The organism is Actinoplanes sp. NPDC048796 (genome assembly GCF_040650035.1).
Classification (GTDB): domain Bacteria; phylum Actinomycetota; class Actinomycetes; order Mycobacteriales; family Micromonosporaceae; genus Actinoplanes.
The window spans coordinates 251,662-271,476 of the sequence record NZ_JBEZGO010000001.1 but is presented as its reverse complement, the minus strand read 5'-3'; the positions used below and the strand labels follow the sequence as shown (position 1 = coordinate 271,476).

At 69.9% G+C, this 19,815-nt stretch carries 22 protein-coding genes and 1 pseudogene; 8 read left to right on the top strand and 15 right to left on the bottom strand.

Features of this window, described 5'->3' with window-relative positions; genetic code table 11:
- Positions 1 to 31: 31 nt before the first annotated feature.
- Together AB0C26_RS01340 and AB0C26_RS01335 are read right to left on the bottom strand one after the other, a co-directional pair.
- A pseudogene (locus AB0C26_RS01340) lies at positions 32 to 169 on the bottom strand (PIN domain nuclease); the annotation flags it as partial.
- Between the two features lie 204 nt (positions 170 to 373).
- Positions 374 to 1,924: a glycoside hydrolase family 3 protein gene (locus tag AB0C26_RS01335; protein ID WP_360239647.1), complete on the bottom strand. Its 1,551-nt coding sequence runs from the start codon at positions 1,922 to 1,924 to the stop codon at positions 374 to 376.
- A 111-nt stretch (positions 1,925 to 2,035) separates the two neighbouring features.
- Here AB0C26_RS01335 and AB0C26_RS01330 point away from each other — a divergent pair, with 111 nt between their 5' ends.
- From AB0C26_RS01330 to AB0C26_RS01320, 3 genes are read left to right on the top strand one after another with little or no spacing between them, the layout of a single operon-like run.
- A complete protein-coding gene (locus AB0C26_RS01330; protein WP_360239644.1) occupies positions 2,036 to 2,167 on the top strand; it encodes a hypothetical protein in 132 nt (43 codons plus the stop codon).
- A gap of 16 nt (positions 2,168 to 2,183) precedes the next feature.
- Positions 2,184 to 3,125, top strand: coding sequence for a TIGR03557 family F420-dependent LLM class oxidoreductase (locus AB0C26_RS01325; protein WP_360239641.1), 942 nt, complete (start codon positions 2,184 to 2,186; stop codon positions 3,123 to 3,125).
- 40 nt (positions 3,126 to 3,165) lie between these two features.
- Positions 3,166 to 4,803 (top strand): RecQ family ATP-dependent DNA helicase, encoded by a 1,638-nt coding sequence (locus AB0C26_RS01320; protein ID WP_360239638.1) that lies wholly within the window; start codon positions 3,166 to 3,168, stop codon positions 4,801 to 4,803.
- Here the strand turns inward: AB0C26_RS01320 and AB0C26_RS01315 are convergent.
- Both AB0C26_RS01315 and AB0C26_RS01310 read right to left on the bottom strand, forming a co-directional pair.
- Positions 4,759 to 5,535, bottom strand: coding sequence for an NAD(P)H-binding protein (locus tag AB0C26_RS01315; protein ID WP_360239635.1), 777 nt, complete (start codon positions 5,533 to 5,535; stop codon positions 4,759 to 4,761). The genes AB0C26_RS01320 and AB0C26_RS01315 overlap by 45 nt on opposite strands.
- A 73-nt stretch (positions 5,536 to 5,608) precedes the next feature.
- Complete coding sequence (locus AB0C26_RS01310; protein WP_360239632.1) at positions 5,609 to 6,292, bottom strand: hypothetical protein; 684 nt, start codon at positions 6,290 to 6,292, stop codon at positions 5,609 to 5,611.
- A gap of 121 nt (positions 6,293 to 6,413) precedes the next feature.
- Between AB0C26_RS01310 and AB0C26_RS01305 the strand changes: the two genes are divergently transcribed.
- Positions 6,414 to 6,671, top strand: coding sequence for a hypothetical protein (locus AB0C26_RS01305; protein ID WP_360239630.1), 258 nt, complete (start codon positions 6,414 to 6,416; stop codon positions 6,669 to 6,671).
- Positions 6,672 to 6,684: 13 nt separating this feature from the next.
- On the opposite strand, the gene AB0C26_RS01300 is transcribed toward AB0C26_RS01305, so the two are convergent.
- Complete coding sequence (locus AB0C26_RS01300) at positions 6,685 to 7,173, bottom strand: DUF4190 domain-containing protein (protein ID WP_360239627.1); 489 nt, start codon at positions 7,171 to 7,173, stop codon at positions 6,685 to 6,687.
- A gap of 157 nt (positions 7,174 to 7,330) precedes the next feature.
- Between AB0C26_RS01300 and AB0C26_RS01295 the strand changes: the two genes are divergently transcribed.
- Positions 7,331 to 8,332, top strand: coding sequence for a LacI family DNA-binding transcriptional regulator (locus AB0C26_RS01295; protein WP_360239624.1), 1,002 nt, complete (start codon positions 7,331 to 7,333; stop codon positions 8,330 to 8,332).
- On the opposite strand, the gene AB0C26_RS01290 is transcribed toward AB0C26_RS01295, so the two are convergent.
- The 7 genes from AB0C26_RS01290 to AB0C26_RS01260 are packed head-to-tail and all read right to left on the bottom strand — an operon-like array spanning position 8,289 to position 15,078.
- Complete coding sequence (locus AB0C26_RS01290; protein WP_360239621.1) at positions 8,289 to 9,152, bottom strand: sugar phosphate isomerase/epimerase; 864 nt, start codon at positions 9,150 to 9,152, stop codon at positions 8,289 to 8,291. The genes AB0C26_RS01295 and AB0C26_RS01290 overlap by 44 nt on opposite strands.
- Positions 9,149 to 10,207 (bottom strand): Gfo/Idh/MocA family oxidoreductase, encoded by a 1,059-nt coding sequence (locus AB0C26_RS01285; RefSeq protein ID WP_360239618.1) that lies wholly within the window; start codon positions 10,205 to 10,207, stop codon positions 9,149 to 9,151. Before AB0C26_RS01285 ends, AB0C26_RS01290 begins: the two co-directional genes overlap by 4 nt.
- The gene (locus AB0C26_RS01280) at positions 10,204 to 11,022 is read right to left on the bottom strand and encodes a sugar phosphate isomerase/epimerase family protein (RefSeq protein ID WP_360239615.1); all 819 of its coding nucleotides are present in this window, start codon (positions 11,020 to 11,022) and stop codon (positions 10,204 to 10,206) included. The genes AB0C26_RS01285 and AB0C26_RS01280 overlap by 4 nt, the downstream gene beginning before the upstream one ends.
- A gap of 12 nt (positions 11,023 to 11,034) precedes the next feature.
- On the bottom strand, positions 11,035 to 11,961 hold the full coding sequence (locus AB0C26_RS01275; RefSeq protein WP_360239612.1) for a Gfo/Idh/MocA family oxidoreductase: 927 nt from the start codon (positions 11,959 to 11,961) through the stop codon (positions 11,035 to 11,037).
- Positions 11,958 to 12,821: a carbohydrate ABC transporter permease gene (locus AB0C26_RS01270; protein ID WP_360239609.1), complete on the bottom strand. Its 864-nt coding sequence runs from the start codon at positions 12,819 to 12,821 to the stop codon at positions 11,958 to 11,960. Before AB0C26_RS01270 ends, AB0C26_RS01275 begins: the two co-directional genes overlap by 4 nt.
- Positions 12,818 to 13,699 (bottom strand): sugar ABC transporter permease, encoded by an 882-nt coding sequence (locus AB0C26_RS01265; protein ID WP_360239606.1) that lies wholly within the window; start codon positions 13,697 to 13,699, stop codon positions 12,818 to 12,820. The genes AB0C26_RS01270 and AB0C26_RS01265 overlap by 4 nt, the downstream gene beginning before the upstream one ends.
- A 50-nt stretch (positions 13,700 to 13,749) precedes the next feature.
- The gene (locus AB0C26_RS01260; RefSeq protein ID WP_360239603.1) at positions 13,750 to 15,078 is read right to left on the bottom strand and encodes an ABC transporter substrate-binding protein; all 1,329 of its coding nucleotides are present in this window, start codon (positions 15,076 to 15,078) and stop codon (positions 13,750 to 13,752) included.
- 172 nt (positions 15,079 to 15,250) lie between these two features.
- Here AB0C26_RS01260 and AB0C26_RS01255 point away from each other — a divergent pair, with 172 nt between their 5' ends.
- Complete coding sequence (locus AB0C26_RS01255) at positions 15,251 to 15,847, top strand: CBS domain-containing protein (RefSeq protein ID WP_360239600.1); 597 nt, start codon at positions 15,251 to 15,253, stop codon at positions 15,845 to 15,847.
- Between the two features lie 347 nt (positions 15,848 to 16,194).
- Here AB0C26_RS01255 and AB0C26_RS01250 read toward each other — a convergent pair whose 3' ends face one another.
- Genes AB0C26_RS01250 through AB0C26_RS01240 form a run of 3 tightly spaced genes read right to left on the bottom strand, consistent with a single transcriptional unit; the run spans position 16,195 to position 18,535 of the window.
- The gene (locus AB0C26_RS01250; RefSeq protein WP_360239597.1) at positions 16,195 to 17,427 is read right to left on the bottom strand and encodes an alpha-hydroxy acid oxidase; all 1,233 of its coding nucleotides are present in this window, start codon (positions 17,425 to 17,427) and stop codon (positions 16,195 to 16,197) included.
- 23 nt (positions 17,428 to 17,450) lie between these two features.
- A complete protein-coding gene (locus AB0C26_RS01245) occupies positions 17,451 to 18,233 on the bottom strand; it encodes an inositol monophosphatase family protein (protein ID WP_360239594.1) in 783 nt (260 codons plus the stop codon).
- An 11-nt stretch (positions 18,234 to 18,244) separates the two neighbouring features.
- The gene (locus AB0C26_RS01240; protein WP_360239591.1) at positions 18,245 to 18,535 is read right to left on the bottom strand and encodes a GNAT family N-acetyltransferase; all 291 of its coding nucleotides are present in this window, start codon (positions 18,533 to 18,535) and stop codon (positions 18,245 to 18,247) included.
- Between the two features lie 42 nt (positions 18,536 to 18,577).
- Here AB0C26_RS01240 and AB0C26_RS01235 point away from each other — a divergent pair, with 42 nt between their 5' ends.
- Both AB0C26_RS01235 and AB0C26_RS01230 read left to right on the top strand, forming a co-directional pair.
- Positions 18,578 to 18,904: a hypothetical protein gene (locus AB0C26_RS01235; RefSeq protein WP_360239588.1), complete on the top strand. Its 327-nt coding sequence runs from the start codon at positions 18,578 to 18,580 to the stop codon at positions 18,902 to 18,904.
- Positions 18,905 to 18,988: 84 nt separating this feature from the next.
- Positions 18,989 to 19,813: a DUF1206 domain-containing protein gene (locus tag AB0C26_RS01230; RefSeq protein ID WP_360239585.1), complete on the top strand. Its 825-nt coding sequence runs from the start codon at positions 18,989 to 18,991 to the stop codon at positions 19,811 to 19,813.
- Positions 19,814 to 19,815 lie beyond the last annotated feature (2 nt).

Sequence of the window (19,815 nt, the reverse complement as noted above, 5' to 3'; positions counted from 1 at the left end):
CCACGGGCCCGCGTCCGACGCGGAGCCACCGTCAGACCTTCAGAACGTCGATGTCGTACAGAGCGACCGAGGCATCGCGAGAAACCAGCGTCAGCCCTTCCACGGCCGCCTGAGCCACGAGCATCCGATCGAAGGGGTCGCGGTGGTGAAAAGGCAGACGCGCCGCCGCTGATCGCCCACAAGGCGATGGGGGTGTCGAGGAGCAAACTCATTCGCCGAGACCGAACCCGACTGCGATCTCGGCGTTGGTCGCGGGCGAGTCCCAGTCACGTAGATCGCAGGGTGGCTCGACACGATCGTGCCGGGTAGTAGCCGCGGGCCCGGACGCCGGCGGCCGGCCCCCCGGCCCGGGGCGCCGGCGTCCGGGCCGGTCTCAGGCGGCCAGGGGCTGGGGCTCGGGGGCCGGGACGGCCGTGCCGGCGATCAGTTCGGCGGCGGCCTGGCCGCAGGCGCGGGTGGCGCCGTAGGTGGCGATGTGCACCGCGCCGAGGATCGTCACCGGGAGGCCCATCTCGACGACGATCGCGTCGGGGCGGGACGCCAGCCAGGTCGTCAGGGCTTCGGCCTGCCACGGGTGGCGGTGCACGTCACGGACCACCACCACCAGCGGGCGGTCGCCGGCCTCGTCCAGTACGGCCGTGGGGTCGTCGTCCTCGGTGAGGCGGACCGTCTCCGTGCCGGGGAGCAGTTCGTCCAGCGGCGCGCTCAGGCCCCACGGCGTTTCGGCGCCGATCGCGATGTTGCGGGGCGGGGCGAACTCGACCACGTACGCCGGGCCGGTGATCGGCAGGGCCGGGGCGTCCTCGGTGCGGGTCACCCGGACCGCGCGGCGGGCCGCGTCGAAACCGATGCCCGACCCCGCCGACAGCACTGCCACCTCGGGGCCGGCGTCGGCCACGGCCCGGGCGCCGGTCGCCGTCTGGGTGCGGGTGGTCCATTCGCCGAGGTCACGGACGCGGGCCGCGGCGTCGCGCAGCCGCTGTTCGGGCAGGGTGCCGTCGAGCACCGCGGCCACGATGGCGTCGCGCAGTTCGGTCGCGGTGTGCTCGTCGGCGTGGTCACCGCCGACGCAGATCGCGTCGACGCCGGCGGCCAGGGCGCGCACGGTGGCGCCGGTCAGGCCGTACTTGCGGCGCACGCCCTGCATCTCGATGCCGTCGGTGACGATCAGGCCCCGGAAACCCAGCTCCTCACGGAGCAGGCCGGTGAGGATGCGGCGGCTGAGCGTCGCCGGGAGTTCTTCGTCGTACGCCGGGACGAGCAGGTGCCCGGTCATCACGACCCGGACCCCGGCCTCGATCGCGGCCCGGAACGGCACGAGTTCGCACTCGGCCAGCTGCTGCCGGTCGCGGTCGATCAGCGGTACGTCGTGGTGCGAGTCGACGCTGGTGTCGCCGTGGCCGGGGAAGTGCTTGGCGCAGGCCGCGACGCCGGCCGCCTGGAGGCCGCGGACGAACGCCGCCGAGTGGCGGGCCACCAGGTGCGCCTCGGCGCCGAACGCCCGTACGCCGATGACCGGGTTGGCGGGGTTGCTGTTGACGTCCGCGTCGGGCGCGTAGTCGAGGGTGATGCCGGCCTTGGCCAGGTCGTCGCCGAGGTCGCGGGCGACGGTCTCGGTCAGCGCGGCGTCGTCGATCGCGCCCAGCGCCAGGTTGCCCGGACGGGAGCTGCCCAGGCGCGACTCGAAGCGGGTGACGTCGCCGGCCTCCTCGTCGATGGCGACCAGCACGTCCGGGCGTTCGGCCCGCAGCTGGGCGGTCAGCGCGGCGACCTGGGCCGGCGACTCGACGTTGCGGGCGAACAGCGCGACACCGCCGAGCCCTTCGCCGAGCCAGCGGCGGACCCAGTCGGGTGCGCTGGTGCCGACGAAGCCCGGCTGGAGCACCGTCGCGGCAAGCTCCGGCAATTCGCCAAATTTCGGCATTTGTCCCCCGTACGTTCCGGCTGCCTGGTCGCGTGCGGTCCCAATGGTCACATCGCTCCGCGATTTAGTCAACAAACCTTTCTATTAGCTGAGATTGAGTACGCTGTCGCCGTGACTGCCATCCCGCTCGCCGCCTCGGGCGTCGACTGGTCCGAGGTGCACGCCGTCCGTCTGCTCGGCGTCGCCCTGGCCGCGCTGTTCCTGCTGTGGGCCATCCGCCGCATGTTCGGCGGCAAGAAATAGGGGTATCTCCGGCGGTATGCGCATCGGATACTTCCTGTCTTGCGAGGAATACACCCCGGCCGAGCTGATCGAGCAGGCGCGCGGCGCCGAGCGGGCCGGCTTCCAAGGCCTGTGGATCTCGGACCACTACCACCCGTGGGTCGACGCCCAAGGCCAGAGCGCCTTCGTCTGGTCGATGATCGGCGCGATCAGCCAGGCCGCGCCCAGCCTCGAGATCACCACGGCCGTGACCTGCCCGACCGTACGGATCCACCCGGCCGTCATCGCCCAGGCCGCCGCCACCAGCGCCGTGCTCACCGGCGGCAAGTTCCGGCTCGGGGTCGGCACCGGCGAGGCCCTCAACGAGCACATCTTCGGCGACGCGTGGCCCGAGCTGGACGTACGGCTGGAAATGCTCGAAGAATCCATCGAGATCATGCGCGGGCTCTGGACCGGCGAGAACTACTCCCACCACGGCAAGCACTACACAGTGGAGAACGCCCGGATCTACACCCTCCCCGACAAGCCGGTCGAGATCCACATCTCGGGCTTCGGGCCGAAGGCGACCGAGGCCGCCGGACGGCTCGGCGACGGCTACGTCAGCGTCATGCCCGACGGCGACCTGGTGTCACGCTTCCGCTCCTCGGGTGGCGGCGACAAGGTCGTCCAGGGCGGGTTCAAAGCGGCCTTCGCGGCTTCCGAGGAGGAAGGGGCGCGGATCGCGTACGAGAAATGGCCTAACTCCGGCGTGCCCGGTGAGCTCTCCCAGGTGTTGCCGTCGCCGAAGCACTTCGAGCAGGCGTCCGAGCTGGTCACCCAGGACATGGTCAAGGAGAGCTTCGTCTGCGGCAACGACCCCCGCGCGCACCTCGAGATGATCGAGCAATACCGCAAGGCCGGGTTCGACGAGGTGTACGTGGCCAACACCGGACCGAACTACCAAGGCCTCTTCGATCTGTACGCCAAGGAAGTCCTCTAGGCGTTTGCGCACCGGTGAGCCGGGGCACAATGGCCGCTCGATGAAGATCCCCGTCTACGGACCCCGCCTGCGCAAGGCCGCCCGCAAGCACTTCGGGTGGCCCTCCCTGCGCCCCGGCCAGTTCAAGCCGATGCGCGCCGTGCTGCGGCGCCGCGACGCCCTGGTCGTCCTGCCCACCGGCGCCGGCAAGTCGGCGATCTACCAGATCCCGGCGGTCCTGCTGCCCGGCCCGACAGTGGTGATCTCACCACTGCTCGCGCTGCAGCAGGACCAGATCGCCGCCCTCAACGAGCGCGACGACCCGGCCATCCGCGCCGTGCGGGTGAGCTCGGCCGAGACGCCGGCGCAGCAGCGCGCGGCCATCGCCGAGATCGCCGAGGGGCGGGCCGAGTTCCTCTTCATCACCCCGGAACAGCTCAGCGACCCGGAGCGGATGGCCGAGGTGCGCGCGCTGCGCCCGGGCCTGGTCGCGGTCGACGAGGCACACTGCATCTCGTCGTGGGGCCACGACTTCCGCCCCGAGTTCCTGGCCCTGGGCGACCTCATCAAGGGCATCGGCCGCCCGCCCGTGCTCGCCCTGACCGCCACGGCCTCGCCGCCGGTCCGCGAGGACATCATCGAGCGGCTGCACCTGAACAAGCCCGAGATCCACGTCTCCGGCCTGGACCGGCGCAACCTGTTCCTCGAGGCCGCGTACTGCCCCGACGAGAACTACCGCTGGCGCAACCTCACCGCGCTGCTCGACTCGGCCGGCCGCCCCGGCATCATCTACGTGCCGACCCGGCGCTCGGCCGAGGAACTGGCCGAGAAACTGACCGAGGCCGGCTACCCGGCCGACTTCTACCACGGCGGCATGGCGGGCGGCGCCCGCGAGCAGAAGCACGAGGACTTCACCAACGACAAGGTCGAGATCATGGTGGCGACCTCGGCCTTCGGCATGGGCATCGACAAGCCCAACATCCGCTGGGTCGCCCACATGGCCCTGCCCGACTCGCCCGACAGCTACTTCCAGGAGATCGGCCGGGCCGGCCGCGACGACGACCCGGCCCGGGCGCTGCTGCTGTGGCGGGCCGAGGACGAGGCCATCCAGCGCTTCTTCATCGGCGGCGCCCCCGACGAGACCGAACTGCGGGAGCTGGCCGCGGCCGTACGGTCGGGACCGTCGACAAAGGCCGAGCTGAAGGAGAAGACCGGCCTGGGACCGCGCAAACTCTCGGCCTACCTGGCCCTGCTGGAAGAGGTCGGCGCGTCCGTCACGGGCCGCGGCAACCGGATCACCGTGCCGGTCTTCGCCCCGCTGCCGGCGGCGGCCGCGGCGGCCGCCCTGAAAGTCCACGAACGCCAGCAGAGCCTCGACCGCTCCCGCACCGACATGATGCGCGGCTTCGCCGAAACCCGGGCCTGCCGTACGCAGACGCTGCTGGCCTACTTCGGCGAGGAGCTGCCCAAGCCGTGCGGCCACTGCGACAACTGCTCGGAGGGCTCCGCCCAGGAGATCGAGCAGGCCGCGGGCGACGAGCCGTTCGCGGTGCACAGCAAGGTCCGCCACGCCGAATGGGGCGAGGGCATGGTGATGAGCTACGAGGAGGAACGGGTGACGGTCCTGTTCGACGAGGTCGGCTACAAGACCCTGTCAGTGCCGGTCGTCGTCGAGAACACCCTGCTGACCGCGGTCTGACAGCCATTGCTGGAAGCTGGTCCGCCCGACGCGGGCGGCACCGAGCGGGACAAGCGAGTCCCGCACGATCGGCACCCCGAAGTACGAGGCGGCGGCGCTCGGCTTGACCGGCCGGTCGTCGCCGTCCGCGGCGAGCACCGGCCCGACGAACCGGGCGAACGGCGCCCGCTCCGGTCCGGCGACTTCCACCGCACCGCCGGCCGGCGCACCCAGCACGACATCGACGAGGGCGGCGGCGACATCGTCAGCGGCGACCGGCTGAAGGTCGGCGGTGGGAAGCACGATCACGTCGTCCTCGGCCATCCCGGCCCCGATGGTGAGAAGGTTCTCGAAGAACTGCGTGGCCCGCACGATCGTGAACGGCACTCCCGAGGAGGCGACGAGCCGTTCCTGCGCGGCCTTGGCGTCCAGATAGCCCGGGTACGAGAGCCGGTCGACCCCGACGATCGACAGCACCACATGATGGCGCACCCCGGCCGCCCGCCCGGCCTCCAGCAGAGTTCGGGTCGAGGTGGTGAAGAAGTCCATGACCACGGCGGGCTCGAACACCGCCCGATTGGTCACGTCGACAACGGCGTCGGCCCCCGCGAAAGCCTCGGCCACACCCCGCCCGCTGATCGTGTCCACCCCGGCCTGCGGCGCGGCGATCACCACGTCATGCCCCAGCGGGCGCAGCAAGTCGACCACCTTCGACCCGATGAGCCCGGTTCCCCCAGCAACGACGACGCGCATGGCCACACCTCTCACATTCAGCCGACAACATCGTGATGACCATCGCGCCCACCAGAATGTGACAGCCGGCCGGTCAGATGTACGCGCGGGCGGTCCAGGTCTGCACGGCGGTGGCGGTCCAGGCCTCCGCGTCGACCGAGTAGACCTCCACCCGGCCCTGGTGCGTTCTGTCGTAGACCGGGCTGGCGTCGGAGGCGGCGTACGCCTCGTCACCGGTCAGGGCGGAGGCCAGGTCGGCCAGCACGCCCACAGTGGCCGCTCCCCACTTGAGGCAGGGGTCGATCCACGGCAGGGAGTCCGTGCAGACCGTCGTCGACGTACGGACCTTGACGGTCACCGTCGCGCCGCTGCGGAAGGTCACGACGGCTGACCTCTTCGTGCCGACGCCTCCGGAGCCGCTGAAGAGCGTCTGCGAGTAGCGCTTGTTGACGTAGACCTTGATCGCGTCGGCGCTGCTGGTCCGGCCGCTCGCGGTCGCCGTGAACGCGCCGCTCCTGAGCGCTTTGACGGTGGTGGTGTACTTGCCGTTCTTCTTGCCGGCCTTGACGTTCTTCACGGCCTTGCCGTTGAACTTGATGGTCACCGTGGCGCCCTTGGCCGCCTTGCCGGTGATCCGGATCGGGGCGCCGGCCTTGGTGACCTCGGCGGCGTCGATCGTGGGCTTGACCTTGGCGGCGGCCGCGGCCGGATCGGCGGCGAGGGCGATGGCGCCGACGGCGAGGGCCAGGGCGGCCGAGGTGCGCGCTGTGCGGTTCAACAGAGAGTTCCTTCGGTACGTGTTCCGGCTGAGCCCGGTGATCATGACAGAAGGAAGCGGCCTGAATTTCGGTGCGGGGTGGCCACCTTCGCCGAGGCCATCGAGGTCACGTTGCGCGCCGGTGATCGCCCGCGTCAACCGCCCCATCCACCAGATCGAGGGCGCCGTCGGCTACGCGTTCGACCTCGTCCGGGACGGCGACGCGAGACTCCCGGTCCTGATCCTGCGCCTGCGCACCGGCGAGGTCGTCGCGCTGAGAGGATCGGCCGGCCCTCGCTCGACGACGTTCGCCCTGTTGCACCGCGGCCCGGCCGACCACGCCAAGACCCTGCCCCACTTCCGCGACCTGACCGGCTTGAGCGACATCGAGCCGCTCTGAGCCGCGGCGAGCCTCAAGCTGCTCCGGCGCCGGCGACGCCCAGCGCGCCGGCGAGGAAGACCCAGAAGAAGACGAGGATGGCGGGTGCCAGGCAGACGTAGCCGAGGACCAGGCCGGCGATGGCCATGCCGCGGCCTTCCTTGGGGGTTCGCTTCATCTCGTTGAGGGCGGCGTGCCCGAGGACCACGGCGAGGATGCACGGGACGGCGAAGGTGCACCAGCCGCCGAGGATACCGACGATGCCCAGCACCATCGAGGCCACGGCGTAGCCGGAGGTGGGGGCCGGGTGGCCCACGACAACGAAGGGTGCCGCGGCAGGAGAGTAGGCGCCGGGCGGAAACGGGGGCGGGTAGGCGCCGGACGGCGACGGCGATGGATAGGCGCTGGACGGTGAAGGGGGTGGATAGGCGCCGGGCGGTAACGGGTGGGTCTGGGGAACCACATCGGGCGGAACGGGCGGGTGGCCGTTCTGGTAGTGGTGGGGTGCGGGATCGTACGACATGGCGCTCCGAGTTTTTGATCTTTGTTGCCGCCTCATTCCAGCGGATCGGGGCGGTGCGCGCAGTCGGCCGATCGTCCACGTTCGGGCGGACGGAGCTGGTGTTTCATCGGAGCTGATCAATTAACATCAATGGATGGGCCGCCCGACGATTTACGATGTGGCTCGCGAGGCCGGGGTGGCGCCGTCCACCGTGTCGCGGGCCTACGCGCGTCCGGGGCGGGTCAACGCCGACACCGCGGATCGGGTCTTCGCGGCCGCGGACCGGCTGGGCTATCGGGTGCGGCCGGTTCGGCGCAGCGCCGGCGCCGAGAAGGTTCCGCACAAGGCGATCGCCCTGGTCATCGCTGATGTCACCAACCCGTTCTACGGCGACATCATCAAGGGGGCCTACGAGGCGGCGCGGGACGCCGGCTACCAGCTGATCCTGTCGCACACGAACGAGTCGCCCCGGGTGGAGCGGCAGACCATCGAGCAGGAGCTGGAGCAGGTCGACGGTGTCGTCATCGCCAGTTCGCGGATGACCGACTCGGCCCTGCGGATGGTGGCCCGGCGTAAGCCGGTGGTGCTGTTGAACCGGATCATTCCGGAGGCCAACTGCGTGCTCAACGACGCCGAGCGCGGCATCAAGCGGGCGGTGGAACATCTGGCCGAGCTGGGACACGAGCGGATTACCTACGTGGCCGGGCCCGAGACCAGCTGGTCGGACGGCGTCCGCTGGCGGGCGCTGCGGCAGGCCGCGGCCGAGCTCCATCTGGATGCCCGGCGCGTGGGCCCGTACGGCCCGACCGTCCTGGCCGGTCTGAGCGCGGCCCTGCGCGTGGCCGAACTCGAGGCGACCGCCGTGCAGGCCTACAACGACCAGTTGGCGATCGGTGTCCTGAAGGGGCTGCGCCAGCTCGGCATCGGCGTCCCCGAGCAGGTGAGCGTGGTCGGCTTCGACAACATCATCTTCGACGAGCTGGTGGAGCCCCAGCTGACGACGATCGCCTCGCCGCTGTACCGGATGGGTTTCACCGGCATGAGCAACTGCATCGCCATCACCCAGGGCGCCCGCCCCAGCGGTCAGCCTCTGGTTCTTCCCGTACGTCTCGTGGTGCGCCGTTCGACGGCCCGGGTCAGTGGTCGACGCGGCCGGCGAGGGCCTTCCGGGCCCAGGTGAACGACATGCGGTGCGACTCCCGTCTGGAATCGACGCTGGGCTCGTCCACCTCGATCATGTAGTCGCCGTCGTAGGCCGGCGGGATGGCGTCCAGGACGGCGTCGAAGTCGACCACGCCCAGGCCCGGTTCGGCCCACAGGCGCTTCGACGCGGTGGCCTCCCGGTAGGACCTGGTGCGGTCGCCCAGCAGGTCGGGGAAGCAGTCCTTGATGTGAATGCCGCCCAGCCGGTCGGCGTAGCGGCTGATGAACGGGGCCGGGTCGATGCCGGCCCAGCGCAGGTGGCCGGTGTCGGGGCCGAAGCCGATGACGCCGGGGCCCAGTTCGTCCAGCAGCCGGGTGATGTCGTGTTCGGTTTCGAAGATGCCGCCGACGTGCGAGTGGTGCAGCGGGCGCAGCCCCTCGGCGGCCAGGGCGCGGCACACCTCGCCGCACATGTCGATGGCCCGGGTCAGGCGGGCCTCGTCGAAGCCGGCGCCGGCCGCGGGGTGGGCCAGGCGTTCGGGGCGGCTCATCGAGGAGACCATCGTGCGGTCGAGTCCGAGCGCGACCTGGGTGGCGGCGAAGCGCTTGGCCTTCTCGATTTCGCCGGCGGCGGTGACGGTCTCGTCGAACGGTGAGTTGAACAGGCTCAGCGCCGGTTGCAGGCCGTAACCGGCGATCCAGTCACGGTACGTGCCGGCGGTCATGTCGTCGGGGACGTCGGCTTTGACGGCGGTGAATCCGATGTCCTGGAAGTCGGCGAACGCCTCGGCCAGGACGGCCCGGGTTTTCCCGGCGGTGGCCCAATACGGGATGGGATTGGCGGCGATGCGGCTCATCCGAGTTTCACCGGCTTTCCGGTGCGGGCCGACTCGTAGACGCCGGTGATGACGGCTATCGATCGGCGGTTCGTTTCCAGGTCGACCACCAGACGTTCGGTTCCGTCCAGAGCGCCCAGGAAGTTCAGGTATTGCCGGCGGTGCGCGTCGGACAACGAGCCCGGGTTCGCGGCGGCCACCGAATCGGATTCGGTGCTCGACAGGGTCTGGGTCCCGCCCATCAGCTTCTCCTCGATGTCGACGCCGGCCGGGGTGGCGTGGAAGAACGCCAGCTGGTCGTTGTCGATCACGGCCGAGCCGCGGTCGCCGTGGACGTGCAGGCGGGCGCTCAGGCCGGGGTAGGCCGAGGTGGTCGCGTGCAGCACGCCGAGCGCGCCGGACTCGAAGCGGACGACGCCGGCCGCCACGTCCTCGACCTCGATGCGCTCGTGGGCCAGCGTGGCGGCGTACGCGAAGACCTCGACCGGCTTGCCCAGCGCCGCCACCAACAGGTCGACCGTGTGCACGCCCTGGTTCATCAGGGCGCCGCCGCCGTCGAGGTCCCAGGTGCCGCGCCAGTCGCCGGAGTCGTAGTAGCTCTGCCCGCGCCACCAGTCGATGGCCGCGATACCCGAGGTGATCCGCCCGAACTGTCCGCCGGAGATGGCCTCGAGGACGCGAACGGTAGACGGATCGAACCGATGCTGGGAGATGACCGTGACCAATTTATCCGACTTGTCACGCGCGCGGATGATCTCATCGGTCCGCGCGACGGTGATCTCAGCCGGCTTCTCGATGATGACGTGCTTGCCGGCCGACAGCGCCTCGATCGCGAGTGGACCGTGCAGGCCGGTCGGCGTGCAGACGACCACGACGTCGATCTCCTCAGCGGCCAGAGCAACGCTCAAGGAATCGTAAGGCCGTCCCCCGTGAACCGAGGCCAGCGTCGCGGCCCGCTCCCGGACCACGTCGGCGACCGCGACCAACTCGACCGCTGACGACAGCTGGCTGATGACCATCCCGTGATGACGCCCGATGACGCCGGCGCCGGCCAGGGCGATGCGGTAGCGGCTCATGCGTACTCGATCTCCTCTTTCTTCAGCAGGCCGGTGAAGGCCTGCCACGCGGTGCGGAACAGCTCGGGCCCGGAATAGCCGCCGTAGGCGTGCCCCGACGCGAGATGCGGCTCCAGCGAGAAGAACCCGTCGAATCCGTCGTGGCGCAGCGCCCGGATGGTCGCCGCCACCTCGCCGTCGCCCGCACCGGCCGGAACGACAGTCCCGTCGGCGAACAGCGCGTCCTTGATCTGCACGTACTCCACGTGCGGGCGCAGCATCGCGTAACCGTCGGTGTAGGGCCGGACCCCCACCTGGACGAAGTTGGCCGGATCCCACGCCAGCCGCAGATAGGGCGAGCCGACCGACCGGATCAGGTCGAGGCAGCGGGCCGGCACGTCCCCGTAGATCTCCTTCTCGTTCTCGTGCAGCAGGATCAGGTCGGCCTGCTCGGCGACCCGCACCAGCGCCCGCATCCGCTCGATGACCTCGGCGCGATGGGCGGCCGGGTCGGTGAGGAAGAAGGAGAAGATCCGGATGTACGGGGCCTCGAGCAGCTTCGCCACCTCGGCCGCGTGGCGCATCCGCTCGAGGTGAGGCCCGAAGTCATCGTCGATGGGGATCTTCCCGATGGGCGATCCGATGCTGGAGACCTTCAGCCCGTACCGCGAAAGCGTCTCCCGCATCGTCGCCAGCTGATCGGCTGACAGATCGAGGATGTTGACGTCCCAGGCGCTGCGTACCTCGAGATAGCGCAGGCCGAGCCCGGTCGCGACCTCGCACTGCTCGGTGAAGTCGGGCGAGATCTCGTCGGAGAAGCCGGACAGAGTCCACATGGTGTAGCCCTTTCAGATGTTCTGTCGGTAGATCTCGTCGACCAGGCGCAGGGACTTCATCCCCTCCTCAAGATCAACGGCAAAGCGTTCCCCGGTACGCAGGCAGCGGTAGAAGTCGGCGATCAGCAGCTCATGCGAGGCGCCCCAGTAGTCGCGCCCACCGGAGTCGGCCCGCCGCTCGGCGATGACCTCGACCCGCCCGTCCGCGTGCCGGACGGTCAGATCGCCCCGGATGGTCAGCGTCGCCGACGCGGTCGCGATCTCGATGGTCACCGGCGAGTCCACCGCGTTGGCCACCGTGGAGAAGAAGACACTCCGCGCCCCGCTCGCATGATCGAGCACGGCCGAGGCGGTGTCCTCCACTTCCCGCCCGGCGAAATATCCCACTTGAGCGCGCGTCTCGGAGACGTCGCCCAGCAGCCACTGCAGGAGATCGAGCGTGTGGATCGCCTGGTTGATCAGAACGCCACCACCGCTGCGCCCGATCTGCCCGCGCCAAGGGCGAGCCTCGTAGTACGCGTCGTCGCGGTGCCACATGACCGTCGCCGACGCGCCGGCGACCGGCCCGAGCGAGCCGGAGACAAGCAGCTCCCGGGCCGCCGCCGACGCCATGTTGTAGCGGTTCTGCAGGCACACCCCGACCGTCACCGAGGGGTTGTCCTTCGCCGCCGCCAGCAGTTCGCCGGCCGCCGCCACCGTGTGCGCCACCGGCTTCTCCAGCAGCACGTGCACGCCCCGCGCCAGGGCGTCCAGCGCCACCGGCACATGCTGATCGTGGGGAGTGCAGATGTGCACGGCGTCCGGGCGTACCTCGTCAAGCAGCACCCGATGGTCGCGATAGCGACCCTCCGACGTCGCGACCAATTCCACGCCGAGCCGGGCCAGAGCGGCCAGATGCACCACCGACACCGTGCCGAGGCCGATCACCGCCACCCTCACTTGACGCTGCCCGCCGTCAGGCCGCCGACCAGATAGCGCTGGAACGCCAGGTAGAGCAGGACCACCGGCAGCGCGCAGATCAGCGCGGCCGCCATCATCTGCGAGTACACCGGCAGCGCGCCGCCCTCCTGGGCCGAGCCGAAGATCGACAGGGCGACCGCCGCCGTGTGCGTCTCGGGCCGGGTCAGGACCGAGGCGAACAGCACGTCGTTCCAGCCGAGCAGGAAGGCGAAGATCCCCGCCACCACGATCGCCGGCAGGCTCAGCGGGAAGATGATCCGCCACAGGATGACCAGCGTGGACGCGCCGTCCGTACGGGCCGCCTCCTCCAGTTCGCGCGGCAGCCCGCGCAGATAGGTGACCATCACCCAGGTCGAGAACGGCAGCGCGAAGGTCAGGTAGGCCACGAACAGTCCCCACCGCGTGCCGATCACGGTCAGCCCGAGGTAGTTGCCGGCCGAGGAGAAGAGCACGAAGACCGGCAGCAGCATCAGCGTGCCCGGGATGCTCTGCAGGCCGACCAGCCCTCGCAGGATCGTGAGCCGCCCGAGGAAGCTGTAGCGGACCAGCACGTACGCCGTCGTCGTGCCGAGCAGGGCCGAGGCCACCGCCGTACAGGAACACACGATCAGGCTGTTGACGATGCCCGTCGACAGATCCGCCGTGGTCCAGATCTTGGTGTAGCTCTCCAGGCTCCACGAGCTCGGCCAGAACTCGCCCGCGGCCACGCCGACGTCCGAGTTGAGCGGGGCCAGCACGATGTACGACACGGGGACCAGCACCATCGCGCAGAGCAGCACGGTCAGGGTCGCGAGCATCGGCCGCGGCAGCAGTCGGGTGGCTTCCGCCGACGCGCTCATCTTTTGCCCCCTTCCTCATGGACGTCGAGACGGACGGCTCGCAGGTACACGTACAACGGGATCGCGATGATGATCAGCGACACCACCGCCATGGCCGCGCTGAGCCCGAACCGCAGACTCTGGAAGCTGGTGACGTAGACCAGCATCGGCATCACGTTCACGTCGTCCGGGGCCGGCGCCCCGAACAACACGAACGGCAGCGTGAAGTTGTTGATGTGGTTGAGCGTGGCCAGCAGGCAGGCCAGCAGCACCGGCCCGCGCAGGTAGGGCAGGATCACCCGGCGCAGCTTCGGCCACCAGGTCACCCCGTCCACCGCCGACGCCTCGTGCACCTCGTGGTCGACCGACTGCAGCGCCGCCAGCGCCATCAGATAGATGAACGGCCAGGCCGCCCAGATCTCCACCAGCACCAGCGTCCAGTACGACTTCGGGCCGCTCAGCCACAGCCCGGCGTCCACGCCCACTTTGGACAGCCACGCGTTCACCACGCCGTCCGGTTGCAGCATGGTCCGCCAGACCGAGGCCACGACGAAGGACGGGAGGACGTACGGGATGAGGAAGGCGGCCCGCACCAGACCGCGCCCCCGGTAGGCGTTCTGGGTGACCAGCGCCGCCGCGATGCCGATCGGCACGGTCGCCGCCGTCGACAGGACCGAGAACGAGACGCTGATCCAGATCGAGTGCAGCAGGCCGGAGTCGAGCGACTCGACGTAGTTGCCCAGCCCGATGAACGGCGCCTCGATCCACCGGCGCAGCGTGTACTGGTCGAGGTCGAGCAGCGAGAGGTAGACCGCCAGGGCCAGCGGGATCAGCACGATCAGGATCAGCAGGATCCCGCCGGGAGTGAGCAGCCACAGCGGGCGCTGCTGCTGGGTCACACCCTTTTCTTTGGCCGGAGCCTTCTGTTCCGGCCGCACCAGGGTGGTCACTACTTCGCCCGGTCGAGCGCGGACTGTGCGGACTTCTGCGCGTCGGCCACGCGGGCCTCGATCTGCGCCGTGCTGATGGAGCCCTTGGCCAGGTCGGGCAGCGACTGCACGGCCACGTTGGTCAGCGCCAGCTGGATGTCACCCCAGGCGCCGGTGAACGGCGTGGCCACCGACTTCTTGGCCGCCTCGGTGACCGGGCCCAGGGTCGGGTCGCCGGCCAACGTCTGCAGGGCGGCGGCATTGGCCGGCAGGTTGCCGAACTTCTTGTAGTAGTCGAGCTGAACCTCCTGGTCGGTCACGAGTTTGACGTACTCGAAAGCCAGGTCTTTGCTCTTGGAGTAGTCGGCGACGAGCAGGTTGTCGCCGGAGAGGATGCTGGCGGCCTCGACACCGCCGGCCGGGCGGCTGGTGGCGCCGGGCGGCACGGTCGGCAGCAGGGCGAACTTCCACTTGCCCTTGACCGAACCCTGGTTGAGCGAGTTGGCGGCGGTCGTCGTGGTCAGCGCGAAATATCCGGTCTTGCCCTTGGCGAACGCGGCCACGGCCTGCGGGTTGGTCCAGCCGACGGCGGCCGGGTCGACCACCTTGTCCTTCGCCAGCCAGCCGAAGTACGTCTCGTACGCCTTCCGCACGGTCGGGTCCTGCAGCCGGGCCGTCTTGCCGTCCACCAGCGGATTCCCGGCCTGGGCAGACATCCCCCAGACGAACTTCCACGGGTCGAAGTTGTCCTTGTAGGCGATCGCCAGCCCGTACTGGTCGCCCTTGGTCAGTTGTTTGGCCTGCTGCCCGAGCTCGTCCCAGGTCGTGGCCGGCTTGTCGATGCCCGCGGCCTTCAAGATCTCGGTGTTGTACGCCATGACGAACGGCCGGCTGACCCACGGGATCCCGACCTGGTTCTGCTCGTCCGGCCCGGAGATGCCCAGCGTGGCCGGGTTGAACTTCTCCTTGCCGCCGATCTTCTTCCACTCCTCGTCGCCCAGCTTGACGAAGGCGCCGGTCGAGTACGCGGTCGGCGTGAAGGTGGTGCCCACGGCGTACACGTCCGGCCCGGAACCGGCGACCACCGAGGTCTGGATCTTCGTGAGCTCGTCGTTGGCGCTGGCGAAGGTCTCGAACTTCACCTCGGCCCCGGTCTGCGCCTTGAACTTGGCGCTGATGTCCTTCTGCCAGGCCTGGAACTCGTCCGGGTACTGGGTGTTGGCGCCGATCAGGACGTTGAGCGTCTTGCCGTCACCGCCACCGCCGTCGTCACCGCCGCCACAGGCCGTCAGCGCGACGGCCAGCACCGTCGCACCGGCCAGCGCCGTCGCCGCACGCATCTTCCTCATCTCGTCTCCTCCGCGCCGCCGGTGCGGGGGTGACCCGCATCACTGTTACGCGATGGTTTCGTCGAGGGCACGGCGGCGGCAAAGAGTTGCCAGTTGTTGCTCGGCCGGCCCGCACACACACCCGGGACTTTGGTCCCGGGCCGCCGCGGGAAAGATGCGCCAAGATGGACTCATGAGAGCCAAGGACGTGATGACCAGCCCCGTTGTCACCGTCGCGCCGACCGCGCCCGTGGAGGCCGCGGTAGCCCTGCTCACCGAGAACGGCGTGACCGCCCTGCCCGTCATCGCCTCCACCGGCGACCTGGTCGGCATGGTCAGCGAGGGCGACCTGCTCCGCCACCGGGTACCGGCCGACCTCACAGCCCACCTGCTCACTCCGGCGCCGGCCACGGAAACCCGCCCCACCGCGGTGGCCGAAACGATGTCCTCCCACCCGATCACCACCTGGCCCGGAGCCGACCTGGCCGAAATAGCCGAAACCATGCTCAGACACGACGTCCGGAGCATCCCCGTCCTCGACGACGGCACGGTGGTCGGCATAGTGAGCCGCCGAGACATCCTGAGAGCCATGGTCCGTACGGACGAGGCCCTGGCCGCCGAGGTCCAGCACCGCCTGGACGACTACGCCCCACACTGGACCGCCACCGTGAAGTCGGGCGCCGCCACCATCACCGGCCCGTTCACCGACGACACCGCCCGCGCCGTGGTGACCGCCCTGACCCGCACCGTACCCGGCGTCGTCGCGGTAGACCTTCACGACCTGTCGTAGGGCGGCTGTTCCTCGGCGAAACGCTCGGTGGCCGCTCCCTCCTCCGCAGCGGCACATGACGTGTCGCGGCTTTCTCCATGCCGGGCGCCGCGAACGTCGCCCCGCGAGAGGACGGCCCGGCTCGGCCGCGCGATCCTGAGGATCGGCTTCTCCGACGCCGCCTCGTACCGGCGGCCCAGGCCGGCACGGACACCGTCCAGCGCCGCGAAGCCGCCGCCGCGATTCCGGCGACATGGCGCCGCGGAGGCCCGGTGAAACTCACGTGCTCCTCGGGGACTCGTCACAGACCGGTGCCAGTCGGCCGATGACGCCTCGCCCTTTGCCGGCGCGCACGCGCCGGCGGGTGGTCAGCGGGGGCGGGGGACCAGGCGGGTCAGCTGGGTGACGTGGGCGGGGGTCAGTTCCTCCAGGGAGTGGGCGCCGAGCAGCTTCATCGTGCGGATGATCTGGTCGGTGAGGATCTGGATCGTGCGGTCGACGCCGGCCCGGCCGCCGGCCATCAGGCCGTACAGGTAGGCGCGGCCGATGAAGGTGAACTTCGCGCCCAGCGCGATCGCGGCCACGATGTCGGCGCCGTTCATGATGCCGGTGTCGATGCTGACCTCGACGTCGTTTCCGACCTCGCGGACCACCGACGGGAGCAGGTGGAACGGGATGGGGGCGCGGTCGAGCTGGCGGCCGCCGTGGTTGGACAGGACGATGCCGTCGACGCCGAAGTCGGCGAGACGACGAGCGTCCTCCACTGTCTGGACGCCCTTGACGGCCAGCTTGTGGGGCCACATCTCGCGGATGACGCGCAGGTCCTCGTAGCTGATGGTCGGGTCCATGGCCGCGTCGAGCAGTTCGCCGACCGTTCCTCCGGTGGCCGACAGGGAGGCGAACTCGAGTTTCGGGGTGGTCAGGAAGTCGTACCACCACCAGGGGCGGGGGATGGCGTTGGCGATCGTCTTCACGCCCAGCTGGGGCGGGATGGAGAAGCCGTTGCGCTTGTCGCGCAGGCGGGCGCCGGCCACGGGGGTGTCGACCGTGAAGAACAGGGTGTCGAAGCCTGCCTTGGCGGCGCGTTCGGTCAGGGCGTACGAGATCTCGCGCTTGTTCATGACGTAGAGCTGGAACCAGTTGCGGCCGGTCGGGTTGGCCTCCTTGACCGTCTCGATGCTGGTGGTGCCGAGCGTCGAGAGGGTGAAGGGGATGCCCGCCGCGCCGGCCGCGGAGGCTCCGGCCGTCTCGCCCTCGGTCTGCATGAGGCGGGTGAAGCCGGTGGGGGCGATGCCGAACGGCAGGGCCGACGGGCCGCCGAAGACCGTGGTCGAGGTGTCGACGTTCGCCACGTCGCGCAGGACGTTCGGGTGGAACTCGATGTCTTTGAACGCCTGGCGGGCCCGGGCCAGGGAGAGCTCGCCCTCGGCGGCGCCGTCGGTGTAGTCGAAGGCCGCGCGCGGGGTGCGGCGCTTGGCGATCAGCCGGAGGTCTTCGATGGTGAGCGCGGCCTCGAGCCGGCCGGCCCGCCCGAGTCGAGGCTTCTTGAACTGCATGAGCTCGAAGATCTCGGCGGGTTTGGGGAACTGACGTTGGACCACCGGTGTCTCCTCAGGCGCGGGACTTAAGACACTAGTACCGGCCGGACCACCGCGGAGAGGGCGGGCCACAGGCTGGGAGCGGCGCCGATGGTGAGCTCGGGGGTGAAGTCGTCGCCGTGGCCGCCGAGGACCACGCCGGCCTCGCGGGCGATCAGGGCGCCGGCCGCGATGTCCCACAGGTTCGTGTCGAGGGCCAGGCCGCCGTCGAGGCGGCCGGCGGCCTGGTAGACCAGGTTGAGCGCGGCCGGCAGGCGGCGGATGTCGCCGGAGACGGGCAGCAGCTCGCGGACGACCTTGGCGGCGCGTTCCTTGGTGGCCGGGTTGGGCTGGAAGCTGACGCCGACCAGCGCCTTGTCGAGCGAGGGGCCGCCGGTCACGGTCAACGGGTGGTCGTCGAGGTAGGCGCCGCCGCCGTCGACGGCGCTGAACGTCTCGCCCGCGACCGGCTCGTGCACGACCGCGACGCGGGGCTGGTCGCCCTCGTACAGGGCCACGCAGACCGACCACGGGCCGGTCCGGCTGATGTAGTTGCGGGTGCCGTCGAGCGGGTCGACGACCCACATCCAGCCGCTCGTGCCGTCCCGGCCGTGGCCCTCCTCGGCCTGGACGGCGTCGCCGGGCCAGGCCGCGGTGATGGCGTCGACGATGAGGCGTTCGCTGGCGATGTCGACGTCGGAGACGACGTCGTTGGCGTGTGCCTTGGGCGCGCCGACCCGCAGGGTGTCGTGCCGCTCGAGCTGCAAGCGGCCGGCCTGGGCGGCGACGGTGGCGGCGAGGTCACGCGCCGCGGCAAGATCCCGGTTCATCGCCGGAAACACTAGCGGTAGTCGGCGACCAGGTCCTCGTACTCCGGGTGCTCGGCGACGAACTGGGCGAAGAAGGGGCAGGAGGGTACGACCTTGACGCCGCGGGCGCGGAACTCATCGAGGGTACGGGCAGCGAGCTCGTTGCCGAGACCGTGGCCGCGGAAGGCCGGGTCGATCTCGCTGTGCACGATGACGGCCACGCCGTCGCGCATCCGGTAGTCGGCCTTGCCGCCCCACTCACCGTCCACGGTGAGCTCGAATCGGCGGTGCGAGGGGTTGTCCCGTACCTCAATGTCGCTCATCGACCCAATGTAGGGTCGCGCGGTCCCCGTATCCTGGCAAGGGTGTTGAAACCCACCCGGCGAATCGCCGCCGCACTCACCTCAGCCGCCCTCGGCCTCGCGTTGCTCACCGGTTGCAGCAGCGACAACGTCGACTGCGGACTCGACCAGTGCACCGTGACGATCCAGCGGGAGACGAGCGCCAGCGCGAGCTTCCTCGGCGTCGAGGCCAAGTTCATCAGCGCCGACGCCAACACGGTCACCCTCGAGGTGGCCGGCGAGCAGATCAGTCTGACCAAGGGCCAGCAGGCCGTCGAGGTCGCCGGCTTGCAGGTGCAGTTGGACAGCGTCACCGCTGACACAATCGGACTCCAGGTGTCAAAGGCCTGATAAGTCTTTAGTCGAGTCAAGGGCGGCGGTGGGGTGGTTGGATGGGGAGTTTGGGGATCTTGTGTTCTGGTGACATTCAGGGGCATGACGAGCACCGCCTCTAACGCCAAGTACGCAGCCTCTCGGGCCGCCGACAGTAAGCCGCTGGAGTATCTGGCCCGGGGCGGCTTCATCGGCTACGGCATCATCCACCTCATCTTCGCCTGGATCGCCCTCCAGGTGGCCTTCCAGGGTTCCTCCCAGGAGAGCGACCAGTCGGGCGCCCTCCAGACGCTGGCCGGCAACGGCCTCGGCAAGACGCTGCTGGTCGTCATCGCGATCGGAATGGCCGCGATGGCGATCTGGCAGGCGTTCGAGGCGGCCATCGGCGAGAGCGGCGAGCAGAACCGCATGGCCATCGCCGAGCGGGTGCTCTCCGGCGTCCGCGCCGTCCTGTACGGCTACCTCGCCTTCCTCGCCGTCAAGATCCTGCAGGGCTCGAACGCCTCGATGGGCGACAACTCGCAGAGCAAGTCGTCCACGCTGATGGACAGCACCGGCGGCCGCTGGCTGATCGGGCTGGCCGGCCTCGTGGTCCTCGGCGTCGGCGTCGGCATGGCGATCTACGGCCTGAAGCGCAAGTTCGTCAAGCACCTCAACACCCAGGAGATGACGCACGGCACGCGCCAGCCGATCATCCGGCTGGGCATGGCCGGGTACGCGGCCAAGGGCGTCGCCTACGCGATCGCCGGTGTCCTGTTCGTCGTCGCGGCCGTCACGTACGACCCGGAGAAGGCCCGCGGTCTCGACGCCGCGCTCAAGACGCTGGCCGGCAACTCGTGGGGCGTGTGGCTGCTGGCCCTGATCGCGGTCGGGATCGCCGCTTTCGGCGTCTACTGCATCGCGCAGGCCAAGTACCGCAAAGTGTGAGC